Genomic DNA, 13,434 nt, shown 5'->3' on the forward strand with positions numbered 1-13,434 from the left:
TTTTTTGTTTAGGTTGCGAGATGAGAAGACGTCATAACAGTCTGATCTTCATTATTGCACTGCAAGGTAACCGTTTATTGATGGAAATGCCACTTGAAACCCTTCGGCATGCATGTTGCGATAAGGGGTTAAGTGGTAAACTTAACCAATAGCATTTTATTAACGATTTTTGAATTTCAGGCGGGAGAGCAGTCGCACTATGGCAAAAGATAAAAAACGTGGTTTTTTCTCCTGGTTAGGGTTTGGTCGTCAGGAAGAGCAGCCAGAAAAGGCGCAAGAAGACATACAGCAAACACCACCAGAAGCAGAAGAAACCAAGCAACATCAAGCCGATGCGTCATCAGAGCATAAAACTGCGCCAGAACAACTGGATGACAAACTGCCTGAGCGTGAATCTGACCATGCTGATTCTGTTGAAACTCCGGGTGAGTGGGACGCCTCCGTTGCGCCAGAGCATGCTGCTGAAAATCTACCTCACGCAGAGCCACATGTTCCTCATGAAACCTCTTCTAAGGTTTTAGCCGACGAACTGGTGGAAACCACCGAGCATTTAGCCACTAGCCATGAACATCGCGCTGATGCACAAGATGCGGAAGTTTTTGCAGAGCAGGTTGTTGAGCTCACTCGTGCACATCATGAAGAGCCAGAAATAGTCGAAGAGGTCCCTGAGCTTCAGCGTACTCCAACTTCTGCGGAGGTTACGGCTGAAAACATCATTCATGCCAGTGAACCACTGGAAAGTCATCATGAAGCCCACCACGGAGGTGAGCATCTTGAGCATGATGCCGAAGTCTTTGCTGAACAGGTTATTACGCTGACTGAAGCGGCGCATCCACACGTCCATCAGGAACCCGTTATCGACGAGCCTTATATCGAAGAGCTGGTCGAGCAGGAAATTGCAGAAGACGATGTCATTAAGCCAGAACCAACAATCGTTGAGGCAGAGCCTGAATCAATCGACGTGATTGCCGAGATTGCCCGCTCGGAAGAAGTGGTCGATCTGGATACCGATGACGTTGAAGAGCCTAACGTTGAGGACACGCAAGCCGATGCACGGCCTGTCGTTCAGCATGAACAAGAACGCCCGACCAAAGAGGGCTTCTTCGCTCGCCTAAAGCGTAGCCTGCTGAAAACCAAACAGAATCTGGGTTCCGGATTTTTCGGCTTGTTCCGTGGCAAGAAAATCGACGACGATCTGTTTGAAGAGTTGGAAGAACAACTGTTGATCGCCGATGTGGGTGTGGAAACAACCAGCAAAATCATTAAATCACTGACAGAACATGCCAGCCGTAAAGAGCTGAAAGATGCCGAGTCGCTTTACGGTAAGCTGAAAGAAGAGATGGGCGAGATCTTAAGCACGGTCGATAAGCCGCTCGACGTCAGTGGTCGTACACCATTCGTTATTTTAATGGTCGGTGTGAACGGCGTCGGTAAAACGACTACCATTGGTAAGCTGGCCCGCCAGTTTCAGGCCGAAGGTAAATCTGTCATGTTGGCTGCGGGAGATACTTTCCGTGCGGCAGCGGTTGAACAGCTACAGGTATGGGGTGAGCGTAATAATATTCCCGTGATTGCACAGCATACCGGTGCGGATTCTGCTTCAGTCATTTTTGATGCTATTCAGGCGGCTAAAGCTCGTAATGTTGATGTGTTGCTGGCCGATACCGCAGGGCGCTTGCAGAATAAAGCGCATCTGATGGAAGAGTTGAAGAAAATCGTACGCGTAATGAAAAAGTTGGACGAAGATGCGCCACATGAGGTTATGCTGACGATTGATGCGAGCACCGGACAAAATGCCGTTAGCCAAGCGAAGTTGTTTAACGAAGCTGTCGGCCTGACCGGTATTACGTTAACCAAGCTGGATGGAACGGCGAAAGGTGGGGTGATCTTTGCTGTGGCCGATCAGTTTGGCATTCCAATCCGCTACATTGGGGTTGGTGAAGGTATCGAAGATTTGCGGCCATTCAAGGCCGACGATTTTATTGAGGCACTTTTTGCCCGTGAGGATTAATACGGATGATTCGCTTCGAACAGGTCAGTAAAGCGTATCTGGGTGGGCGTCAGGCTCTGCAGGGCGTAGATTTTCATCTGCGTCAGGGCGAGATGGCGTTTCTCACCGGCCACTCAGGCGCAGGGAAAAGTACCCTGCTGAAGTTGATATGTGGCATTGAGCGCCCAAGCGCAGGACACATTCTTTTTGGTGGTCATGACATTAGCCGCTTGCGTAACAGCGAAGTGCCGTTTTTGCGTCGCCAGATTGGCATGATTTTCCAAGATCATCATCTACTGATGGATCGCACGGTATATGACAATGTGTCGATGCCGTTGATTATTTCTGGTGCTAGCAGTGAAGACATTCGTCGCCGTGTTTCGGCGGCGTTGGATAAGGTCGGATTGTTGGATAAAGCGAAAAACTTCCCGATTCAGCTCTCTGGTGGTGAACAGCAGCGCGTAGGCATTGCACGTGCGGTGGTGAATAAACCCGCTGTTCTACTCGCTGACGAGCCAACGGGGAACTTGGATGAGGCGCTGTCGGAAGGCATTCTGCGTCTGTTTGAAGAGTTCAACCGTGTTGGCGTGACGGTGCTGATGGCTACCCATGATATGGGACTGATTGCACGTCGTCGCTATCGCATGCTGACTCTCAGTCAGGGGCGTATGGACGGAGGTATTTCGCATGGCTAAGGCTCCAAATCGCTCGGCCACGCGAGCAAAAACGCCAGATAAAGCCAAGGCTCTGCGCGGTGGTTGGCGTGAACAATGGCGCTATGCGTGGATTAACACGCTGGCGGATATGATGCGCCAACCGCTAGCAACTCTGCTCACGGTGATGGTTATTGCCATCTCTCTGACGCTGCCAAGCGTATGCTATCTGGTATACAAAAACGTCAGTGAGGCTGCTGCCCAGTGGTATCCAACGCCGCAATTAACGGTTTATCTGGATAAAGCGCTGGATGACGATGCTGCTGAGCAGGTCATGACGGTGCTGAAAGGCGAAGAGGGTGTAGATAAGGTTAACTATCTCTCTCGTGAAGAAGCGCTGGGCGAGTTCCGTAATTGGTCCGGCTTCGGTGGCGCGCTGGATATGTTGGAAGAAAACCCACTGCCCGCGGTTGCTATCATTACACCTAAGATGAACTTTGAAAGTAGTGAAACCCTGAATACGCTGCGCGATCGCGTTGCGGCGGTGAAAGGTGTTGATGAAGTTCGCATGGACGATAGCTGGTTCGCGCGCTTAGCGGCGTTAACCGGACTGGTTGGTCAAGTGGCGGCAATGATCGGGATACTGATGATTGTTGCGGTGTTCTTGGTGATTGGTAACAGTGTGCGTCTGAGCATCTTCAGTCGTCGAGATACCATTAATGTGATGAAACTGATTGGTGCAACCGACGGTTTCATTCTCAGGCCATTCCTCAACGGCGGTGCGTTGCTAGGGTTTAGCGGCGCTATTCTTTCTCTGATTCTGTCGCAGGCGATGGTGTGGCAGCTTGGCTCCGCAGTAGCCAAAGTCGCCTCTGTATTTGGTACAACTTTCGTGCTGCATGGCTTAGGCTGGGACGAATGCCTGCTGCTGGTGCTGGTTTCCGCCATGATTGGCTGGATTGCCGCATGGTTGGCAACCGTACAACATTTACGCCGATTTACACCACAGTAGTGAAATAGTGCTATACTCTTCCCTCGTTGAGTTGCTGACGGGGGAAGAGCCATTCTGGTTAAACCCGATACCGGTTCTCCATCCTATACTCCCCCCATCACTTTCCCACCGTGTTCATATTCGTTGTAGAATTGTGCTATTTTTATGCACGCAACATTGAACTTGTGGGATGATTCACGGTCAAAATTTGCAGAATCGTGTTAGTGTTTACGCCGATGTTTTTTAGAATGGTTTCGGCGTTGCTGGTACGACTGGATAGAATATTGAGAGGGTTTGAATGACCAAAGAGATGCAAACTTTAACCTTAGTTCCTCAAGGTAGCTTGGAAGCTTACGTACGTGCAGCCAACACCTATCCGATGCTGACGGCAGAGGAAGAGAAAGAACTGGGTGAACGACTGCATTACGAGGGTGACTTGGATGCAGCAAAACAGCTGATTCTGTCGCACCTGCGCTTTGTTGTTCATGTTGCCCGTAACTATGCCGGCTACGGGCTGCCACAGGCAGACCTGATTCAGGAAGGTAACATCGGCCTGATGAAAGCTGTGCGCCGCTTTAACCCAGAAATGGGCGTGCGTCTGGTGTCCTTTGCGGTTCACTGGATTAAAGCCGAGATCCATGAGTACGTGCTGCGTAACTGGCGTATCGTGAAAGTCGCAACAACCAAAGCACAGCGTAAGCTGTTCTTCAACCTGCGTAAAACCAAGCAGCGTTTAGGCTGGTTCAATCAGGACGAAGTCGAACTGGTTGCGCGTGAGCTGGGTGTGTCTGAAAAAGACGTGCTGGAAATGGAATCTCGTATGGCTGCTCAGGACATGGCTTTTGACATGTCTAACGACGATGATGAGAGTTCACCAGCAGCACCAGTGCTGTTCTTACAGGATAAATCTTCTGATTTCGCCAACGATATCGAAGATGACAACTGGGACAGCCACGCCGCTGATAAACTGACTTTGGCGATGGAAGGTCTGGACGAACGTAGTCAGCACATCATCCGTGCTCGCTGGTTAGACGACGACAACAAAGCAACGCTGCAAGAACTGGCCGATCAATACGGTGTTTCTGCAGAGCGTGTGCGTCAGCTTGAAAAGAACGCAATGAAAAAACTGCGTGCGGCGATTGAAGCCTAAGCTTCATCCATAACGTAGTTTCCGATTAAAGGCGATGCTTAGCATCGCCTTTTTTGTGCTCTTTTTAGTGTGCGATGAGGTAAAAAGGAGCGACTACTCAATTTTTAGAAGATCTTGCTTATCTAGCGCGGCAAGCACGTTGCTCACCTGCTGCTCAAAATCATCCGGCGTTTTATCTTTGCGAAAATAGTAAGGTATATTGCGTTCATAGTCGGTAGAGGCAACCGCAGATTGTCCCCAGAGCATGTATTTGGTGATAAATGCCAATATATTTTTACGGCCTTGCTCGGAGCTGAGAATGATCGTAGGGTTGGTTGGCAGCACAAAGGCTGTTTTGATAATGTTTTTTTTATTATCTAACCCATATAAGATTAAAGATACTGCCTGCGGAGTTTCCACTACACCCACCTGTGAATAACGTGCAACGAAGGCTTTGCCGTTTATCCATGTCATAAAGAGTTGTCGATCGCGTACGAGAGCTAGTGGTGCTTTACGTTTAGTAAGAAATGCGGCGTAGAAACAAAGGGGAATGGTTATGGTATGGAAGAGAACCATAACTATATCGCCAATTAAATATTGTTCTCCATACCTTAATTCATTGTATCTATAATAAAGATACTCGGTAAAATTTAATTTTTCATCATCACCTATAATGCTTTTAAATCTATTTACATATTCATCATTATCCATGTTTTCAATTAAATCAATAACGCGATTATTGCAATTTTTCCAGTTTTCATTAAAATTACTACTGAAGCGCATGGCGCTAATAAATAGCCATAGAAGCCACGGGATAAATATTACCCACCTAATCATTTGCAAGCCACTTCGGAACATGCAAATGCGTTCATTTATATACTGCAAGGATATTGTGCTGTGTAATTCATGGATGTTCTTAACCTTGTTAGGGGGTGATAGTAACTGAGATTGCTCCTCAATCAGTAATGAAGACTCAAGGGTTTTAGTGAAATGGAACCATTTTGGGCTGTGGTACATCTTATACTCCCTTTTTATCTGTTAGCGTATTTAACTCACATGGGGAGTCGAGTTTATCTAGTGCGGCAAGCACATCGATCACTTGTTGTTCAAAGTCGTTAGGTTTTTTATCTCTACGCAAATAGAAGGGGGTATCACGCTCATAGTCAATGGAGGCGACTGCAGATTGTCCCCAAACCATGTACTTAGTGATAAAGGCGAGAATATCTTTACGTTTTTTTTCTGAGCTAAATAAAATAGTGCGACTGGTATGTAGAGGAAATAATGTTTTTATTATTTTATGTTGTCTATCTAGACTATAAAGAATCAAAGATACATTGATTTTTGTTTCAAACACCCCGATTTGTGAATAACGTGCAACATAGGCACGGCCTTTAATCCATGTTATGAAAAGTTGTTTTTCTCGAGTTAAAATCAATGGTGCCTTTCGTTTTAAAATAAACGAAATATAAAAAAATAGGATGGTTGTAAGAAAGCTAAAGGTCGTGATTAATATATCAGTTACATAAATCTCGGTAGAGTGTGAATAGTTATTGTAACGATATTGAATATACTCCTGAAAATCCATTTCCATATCGTTATTTACATTTTTTTTTAATTCATCTATCCTGATAGATAGCTGATCTATGGACTCATCATTTTCAGTATGTGATTTTATTTTTTTTCAAAATATAATATTTTTTCCACAGTATATTTTTCAACTCTATCCCAGTCATTATGAAATGAAATTGTGAAAGAGATAAAATTAAATATTACATATAATAATAAAGGAATGGTCATGATTAATATTGTACTTTGTATTTCTAAATGAAAGTGACATTTGCGATTATTTATTTTTAGCAAGGAGATAATATCGTGTAATTCATTGCTATTTTTTACTTTCATATGTCTAGTTAACAAATCATCTTGATTCTTGATAAGAAGGTAACTTTCAGGTTTATTTTTATCAGTTTCTATTGATTTATTATTCATTTTACTTAACGTCCTCATTGATCATACCAATAGTATATTCAGAATTAAGCTCTCCTTTATCATTTAATATTCTCATTGGAACAATGATTTCTTTAGATGGTATATAGTACCATTCGAGTTGTGATGCATAAATCTGGCGAGCCTCCATGGGTATGGCTATAGTTTGTACGCCATCTTTTGTGGTCATTTTACGTATTGCATCTTTTTTAGCTATATTAAATAATTTATTGAGCCTTTCGTCTGGACGTCTTTCAGAATTATAAATGTATTTCAATGGATGCTGAGTGTAAAAACAATATTGGATATCTGATAACCCAGGTTCAAAAGTTGGTAATTCAAAAGTATAAAAAACTATTTCATCATATGAGAATTTAAAGTCTTTTGGCTTACCTATTATATCTAGTTTTGGCATGGAAAATAAGTTGATAAATTCTTGTAACTCTAATGATAATCGAGATTCTATTTTGTCAATTTCATTGTTATCTTTTGTTATTTTTAATTGTTTATTTATATCACCTCTTAATTCACCCCAATATCCGTACTGCTTCCCAGCCCCCCAGAAACAGTTATAGAGAGTATTTTCTAAAGCACTGCGTTTTGTATATATAGCCCCAACAGTTCCGCCAATTAGCATAGCAAAAGCAGATGCGGTTGCTAAAAATACAATTTCTGGGGCTACTATAATGCCAAGCATTACAGCGAAAGAAATACCAATAAAAGATACATATGCAACTGTAGTTATAGTATTACTAACCATCTCACCCGTATTCCCCTGCTGATAAGCATCAAAGGCATCCATTGTTGAAACTACGGCACTGAGAAAGTTCACCAGCGCTAAGGCACCCGTTACACGTTTTGTAATGACTTCGCCTTCTAAAGCTAGCGCATAATCGCCGAGTTTAGGTGCTAATGGGTGGGCTGTGTGGGTTGATATTAACTTAGCGACGTTTTTAGAAATGTTCAGCACATCGACTGTCAAAGAGGTAATGGCGGCCGCGGTTTTAGTCAGATTGTATATCACGTTGCCACGAGCCAGCGGATCGGCTTTTTCATACTCAGAGGTTTGAGCAACTAAGCTGCTCAGTACCATGCAGTTACAAAATGCGGAAAGGCCAGAGAAGCCAGTATCAAATAACATGAATAGTGTGCTGGGAGCCGCTGTGGCATTGCCAATACTGCGTTCAAAGCTGAATTTGTTCCCCTGAGGAGCTATAACACCCACGCGAGGAAGCCTAAATCGTAGAGGGTCATTGGCATCAGGCAACGCATGTTCCCAGTCAAATAATTTGTTCGAAATTGGCAAGTTACCGTGAGTGATTTTGCCATGCTCTATGACTCCAGTTCCTGTCGCTTCCTTGTTAAAGCTTGCCCTGTTTTGTTTAATTCTTTCTGCCAACTGATTGAGCTGCTCACGGGTAAATAGTTCTTCTTCCTGAAGGATCTCGATCCCCATCACGTGTAGCAATCTAGGAATATGTGTTTTAATTTGCTGCATCGCGGCTTTAGATAAGGTTGAGGTTGTGCGAGCAAGCCAAGTATCACCATACATGGCCGAACCTAAAATAGAGGCCAGTCCGTGTAAAATCTTGTCTACGGCTTTTACACTTTTATCCGCCCAACTGATTTGTTCCTGCGGTTCAGTCAATACGGGGACTAGTGTATTCCACAGCACGCCCCAGACGTTATGTTCATCACTAAATGAGCGTTGACTCTCCGCTGCTTCGGACATAATGTTTTCTAGCGCGTTTTTACCAGGCTCAGAATCGGCAACGGCAACAAACAATTCGCTGGCAATATCCGCTAGCTTGTTGAATTCATCCTGCTGCGTTTTTGGGCTTGGTGCAGTAGCGAAAAAATATTTAAAATACGAGTCAAGGCCGCCCACGCAGTTGGTCACAAACGGGCTCATCATAAATTGTTCATACAGCTTGGCAAACATGCGCTGACGTTCTTGATAGCTATCTAGCTCTTGCTTCATTTTCAGCCAATAGTTATTCCAGCTATCCTGATCAATTCCGTTTTTTACCGCCTTTTGAATATCTTTGTTATCACTGCTTTTTAATTGCTCAACAAATCCACCAATAGTCAATGGATAGTGGTTTTCTGCCAGAAATTGTTGCTGCCATTGAATGAGAATATTGTGCGCTAGCACAATTTCTTTTTGTCGGCCTACAGGGTCAAACAGCACCACGATACGCGATTTTTCGCCATAACAAAGTTTGCTACGGATCTCTTTGGCGATATCGTCGGGCTCCATCCAGTAAGAATCTCGAGTAGTTAGAATATCAATGTCTATGCTGCTCAAATCATTAGGGTGATCTTTATCCTGTACTATTAAAGCCCGTTGCTGTTTATGCCGATAATCTTCAATCAGTCTAGTGAAATTAGCCTCAGTGGCTTCAAGAGAATAGGGGCCATCATTGGCATCTAAGTTAATCTCCTGCATTGATTTTTTTCGTAGCTGTTTGTCGCCATTTATTGCGTCAATAACATCTGCATGCCACTCATGTTCGCTATATACGATACTAATGTTAGATACTCTTTTAGGCACGAAGGCGAAATAATAGCCTTCACCTCGCGGGCCTAGCTCCGGGGTTAACCCATCCTGTGCATTATTACCATTTTTAAAAATGAACTTTCGGTAGCGCTCAACGCACTGCTTTTTGCCGTTGGTCGTTTTTTCTTGTTGCTCATATTTAAAAATATGAAAAGTGTCAAAGTCTTCATCTTTAATATATATCCAGCCAGGGCGCAACAGACGCACTACGTAACCTAGGGCATCTCTTAATGAGGTTGCTGAAAGCATTGTTTTTATATCGTTCGGTGGAAGGGCATACTGTAGCGATGATTCAAAAAAATTGGCGTAAGCATAGCGAACCGGATAAATGGGTTTCACATCGCTATCGCAAGGGGATTCATAAGTACCGACTTCTGTTGATCCTGAAGTTCTATCGTCGGCGGCCTGCATGGCCTGATCCATATTGTCCATTATATTACCTTGGCTTCTGATAGGTGCCAGACAAGGCCAAACAAATCTTTGGCTCTAAGTTCTTGGCTAAGAGGAAAACGGCAGGTGTGGGATTGAACCAGTTTGCCCCACTCATGTTCTGGTAGGCAGGTCATACTGCGTGCAGCAACATATAGAAGAACCGCTCTTTCCAAAGAGAAGCCCCAGCATAGGGCTCGGTTAATATGTTGAGTGATAAAATAAGAGCGGAAACCCTCACTAATCTGAGATCTTTCAGCTATATAGTTTTGGAGGAATAAATCCACTTTTTGAATAAATGCCTGATAGACCTGCTGGGCGAAATAGTTACACATACGCTGGGTTAAGCGAAAATAGCTGCCTTTTATCTCTCGTATTGGGTCGGAAATCGTAACTATGTTGATCGCGCTATGTTGCTTGGGTTGAAGATAAATAATGCATTGTGAATAACGCATAAATGAGGCCAGAGCAGAATAATCCATGAGACTGATAATTGTCCCGAAGGCTCTTGGATCGTAAAAACGAAAATAGCTCCAGCGTTCAGTTTCCGGGTTTTTCACATAGGTAAATTTGCGCAGATGATGAAAAACAGTACCAAAGTCAGCATAGCTACGAATTAATATTCCCAGAGGCAGCTCAACTAACTGCGAAATTAATCGGCGGTGAAAAAAATTCCATTGGTGGTTATGTGATGTGATATCAACTAAATAAGGAGCTATGTTTTCCATCACGGTTTCTGACTCACCTTTAAATAGGCACTGCCAAGTAAGACCGGATGCCATGAGATCGGGGATAAGAAAGCGTCCATCTTGTTGATAAACTGCCGCATCAATAATGACGTAGCATCGTAGGTGACTATGCAGGTCATTTTCGCCTTGTTCCAATACCAGTTCTTGTAATCTCTGACCGATACAGGATTCTAAACCTTTCTCGGATGGAACACATGTTATAGGTATTTTTCGATCGAGAAGATCGCCATTCTGGTGAGGGAGCGGTTCTAAACAATAGCTGCGATCCATAAATACTGGATTCTCATCATTTAATTTCAGCGCAGCTAAAATAAAGTCCTTTTCATAACGTGTACTGTTTTCTAGATAAACATCAAAGGGGACTATTTCGGTATAGTCGGCATTAATTAACCCCAACTGAGTGAAATGATGAAATAATGTATTCACCACATAGCGTCGTTCCTTGTTATAAATTAAGGTTGGCGCGCGGAACTGCACATGTTTTTTGCCATTGGGTACATTAGGCGCGTCAAAAATAGACTCGGTGACCCATAAAGTACCATCAATGTTATCGAATAGCGTTTCGTCCATGTGTCGGCCAACTCCGTGTATTATTCAATGGTTCCGATGTGTTGTCCTGGTATTACAACATTGCTGAAAGGTGGGCAGCCGCAGGCGACATAATCACCCGCTAAAATAACGTAGACGCCATCGACTTTACCCAAGCATGGCCCTGCTGAAACTAGGGTTCCTATGCCTTTCTTGCATGCGTTGCAGGTTGCCTGCATACCAACCAATGCCACTGGTTTACCATTGATTTTCATGGTTGGGGAACCCTGTAGCACTTTGCCACCCGTGCTGGTTTTATCGTTTTGGCAAATGATTGGGCGCATTACTAACCTTCCTGCTCTTGACGGGCTTTTTCACGACAGTCTTCCGCAGTAGGTTGTCCATCGGTTGCGGCTCCAGATAGAGAAGAGACAGAACCAGGGATGCCCGGTATAACGTCTAATTCACCTTTGATCGATACTTTTCCTGTCAGCGTAATTCCGCTGCCATCGATAGTGATCGTTCCTCCTTTGCTTTTAAACATCACTCGTTCACTGGCTTGCAATGTGTGCACTTTAGTGTGGCTATGAATACCCTCCACAACCTCAGTAGTGTATTTACCATTGACCGTACACTCTTTATCTTTTCCTACATTTTGGCTGTGAGTCGCGTGAATTTTCTCTTCCCAGTTATTATTAATTTTCGTAATAAGATTTTTTTCAACGGTTTCAAATTGATTAGCATCAATTTGAATATATCGATCTTTGACAATATGTAGAGACTCGTCCTTGCCAACGTAGTGGCTACGATTGTTCATAACGGTATGGCTTTCGTCATGTTCTATTTTTTGCGTTTTATCATGCTTAATCTCTATCAGCTGATCTCTTTGGGCATGAATATAAATTTCTTCGCGCCCAGCATCGTCTTCAAAGCGCAGTTCATTAAACCCTTTGCCCTTATGGGTTTGAGTTTTGAACGTAGTGCGCGTTTTTTCTGCAGGCAAATTAAGTGGAGGTCGGTTTAATGCATTATAAGTACAACCCGTAATAATTGGGCGGTCAATGTCTCCATTGAGGTAGGAAATGATCACCTCTTGCCCAATGCGTGGCGTGGCTAAAAATCCATAACCACTACCGTTCCAACCCTGTGCAACGCGTACCCAGCACGATGCTTTCTCATCGGCTTTGTCATATCGGTTCCAGTGAAAATGGACTTTTACTGCACCGTCCTCATTGACATAAATTTCCTCGCTGAAGGGGCCAACGACTTCAGCGACTTCATCCCCGTCTGCGAGTGGCTTGTAGTGATATGGGGCGCGCCACTCATCACGGGCTGAAATAAAAGTGAGTTCGTTGGTTAACGTTGTACCTTCACCGCTGTCTTCTTCCTCTAACGATTCTGGCATCATGCCATGATGGGTCACCGTGACGACCTGCCAGCGATCGTTCATTGTCTCCACTGGATGCTCGGTAAGCTGAAAGATCCTACCCGGCATCAATTTTATGCAGTTAGATGAAGCTATCCCCGTTTTGCTGTCTGAACTCAATTGCTCTATGCGATAGCGAACCATCGGCGCCGCTTCCGCATCATGTTGAAAACGTCCGTAGCTATCAAAAACGGTGTGAGGAGAACCTGGCAGTCCTTGAGATTTAGAGAGCGCACTGTGGGTGAGTCGGTCGTTGGGGTTTTGGTAGTTTCGGTCTTTGTGGATCGCTTCACGTGGGCGTACAAATGAGCCGAAGCGTAGCTTATTAATAATGTCGCCTTGAATTGCTGATTGTGGATGAGGGTTATAGGCTACCGTTGCGTCAACCAGCATTCCGTAAAGGCTATCGCTATAACACATTCCCTCATCATCAAACCAATATACGAACCCTTCTTCCGCAGCGAGTCGATCAAAAAAATGAGCCGCAGACTCACGCTTTTGTGTCACGTATTCGCGCTGTAGGTGATTATCTTTTATCAGCGTGCACTTTGCCTCAACGTGATTATCTTGCAGCAATTGCTGCAAAATTTGAGGTGTATTGAGCTGGTGATAGATTCGACTATCTTGATTGAGCGTCATCACCCACGCTTCAGGACGGATCGTCAATGTGTAAAATGTGCGTCTAAATCCAGAGTCTCCCCGTTCTACACCCGCCACAAGACCCGTAATTGTTCGCTGTTCAACATCGTTAACTTTGACTGTTAATGAGGCTTTTGCAGAAGCTGGGCATCGGGGTCAAAATCGTCTCGTTTGCTTACGACTTTTAGCGTGAGCGTGAATAGCTGGGAGAGTCCTTCATCCAGTAAGAATTCAGCAACGTCAAATGCTTCTGAAGGAAGGTTGCCAATTTTGCAAGAAAAATACAGCCCTGTCTTTTCCATAAAAATATATCCTTAATCATTTTTTAATTCTGTGTTAAACCTGTTTTGTTAA

12 protein-coding genes are annotated in these 13,434 nt (G+C 44.2%); 4 read left to right on the forward strand and 8 right to left on the reverse strand.

Features of this window, described 5'->3' with window-relative positions; all coding sequences use genetic code 11:
- Nucleotides 1-199 precede the first annotated feature (199 nt).
- The 4 genes from ftsY to rpoH all read left to right on the forward strand — a co-directional run bounded on the left by ftsY (nucleotide 200) and on the right by rpoH (nucleotide 4,784).
- Complete coding sequence (gene ftsY, locus M988_RS00160) at nucleotides 200-2,011, forward strand: signal recognition particle-docking protein FtsY (RefSeq protein WP_064572438.1); 1,812 nt, start codon at nucleotides 200-202, stop codon at nucleotides 2,009-2,011.
- Between the two features lie 5 nt (nucleotides 2,012-2,016).
- Nucleotides 2,017-2,685, forward strand: coding sequence for a cell division ATP-binding protein FtsE (ftsE, locus tag M988_RS00165; RefSeq protein ID WP_004090701.1), 669 nt, complete (start codon nucleotides 2,017-2,019; stop codon nucleotides 2,683-2,685).
- The gene (gene ftsX / locus M988_RS00170) at nucleotides 2,678-3,655 is read left to right on the forward strand and encodes a permease-like cell division protein FtsX (protein WP_004090700.1); all 978 of its coding nucleotides are present in this window, start codon (nucleotides 2,678-2,680) and stop codon (nucleotides 3,653-3,655) included. The genes ftsE and ftsX overlap by 8 nt, the downstream gene beginning before the upstream one ends.
- A 277-nt stretch (nucleotides 3,656-3,932) precedes the next feature.
- Nucleotides 3,933-4,784, forward strand: a complete 852-nt coding sequence (gene rpoH, locus M988_RS00175) for an RNA polymerase sigma factor RpoH (RefSeq protein WP_004090699.1) — start codon at nucleotides 3,933-3,935, stop codon at nucleotides 4,782-4,784.
- A gap of 93 nt (nucleotides 4,785-4,877) precedes the next feature.
- Here rpoH and M988_RS00180 read toward each other — a convergent pair whose 3' ends face one another.
- The 8 genes from M988_RS00180 to M988_RS23085 all read right to left on the reverse strand — a co-directional run bounded on the left by M988_RS00180 (nucleotide 4,878) and on the right by M988_RS23085 (nucleotide 13,382).
- Nucleotides 4,878-5,780: a hypothetical protein gene (locus M988_RS00180; protein ID WP_064572439.1), complete on the reverse strand. Its 903-nt coding sequence runs from the start codon at nucleotides 5,778-5,780 to the stop codon at nucleotides 4,878-4,880.
- Nucleotide 5,781: 1 nt separating this feature from the next.
- Entirely contained in the window at nucleotides 5,782-6,354 is a 573-nt protein-coding gene (locus tag M988_RS00185) for a hypothetical protein (RefSeq protein WP_064572440.1), read from the reverse strand.
- 80 nt (nucleotides 6,355-6,434) lie between these two features.
- A complete protein-coding gene (locus M988_RS00190) occupies nucleotides 6,435-6,752 on the reverse strand; it encodes a hypothetical protein (protein WP_156518146.1) in 318 nt (105 codons plus the stop codon).
- A 1-nt stretch (nucleotide 6,753) separates the two neighbouring features.
- Nucleotides 6,754-9,741, reverse strand: coding sequence for a toxin VasX (locus M988_RS00195; protein ID WP_064572442.1), 2,988 nt, complete (start codon nucleotides 9,739-9,741; stop codon nucleotides 6,754-6,756).
- Complete coding sequence (locus M988_RS00200; RefSeq protein WP_064572443.1) at nucleotides 9,741-11,057, reverse strand: DUF4123 domain-containing protein; 1,317 nt, start codon at nucleotides 11,055-11,057, stop codon at nucleotides 9,741-9,743. Before M988_RS00200 ends, M988_RS00195 begins: the two co-directional genes overlap by 1 nt.
- 20 nt (nucleotides 11,058-11,077) lie before the next feature.
- Nucleotides 11,078-11,359 carry a PAAR domain-containing protein gene (locus M988_RS00205; RefSeq protein ID WP_004090690.1) on the reverse strand — a complete coding sequence of 94 codons (282 nt, stop codon included), beginning with the start codon at nucleotides 11,357-11,359 and terminating at the stop codon, nucleotides 11,078-11,080.
- A 2-nt stretch (nucleotides 11,360-11,361) separates the two neighbouring features.
- On the reverse strand, nucleotides 11,362-13,158 hold the full coding sequence (locus M988_RS00210) for a type VI secretion system Vgr family protein (RefSeq protein WP_248846487.1): 1,797 nt from the start codon (nucleotides 13,156-13,158) through the stop codon (nucleotides 11,362-11,364).
- A 44-nt stretch (nucleotides 13,159-13,202) separates the two neighbouring features.
- The gene (locus M988_RS23085) at nucleotides 13,203-13,382 is read right to left on the reverse strand and encodes a hypothetical protein (protein ID WP_248846488.1); all 180 of its coding nucleotides are present in this window, start codon (nucleotides 13,380-13,382) and stop codon (nucleotides 13,203-13,205) included.
- Nucleotides 13,383-13,434: the final 52 nt, after the last annotated feature.

This window comes from Hafnia paralvei ATCC 29927, from assembly GCF_001655005.1.
In the GTDB taxonomy this organism is placed as follows: domain Bacteria; phylum Pseudomonadota; class Gammaproteobacteria; order Enterobacterales; family Enterobacteriaceae; genus Hafnia; species Hafnia paralvei.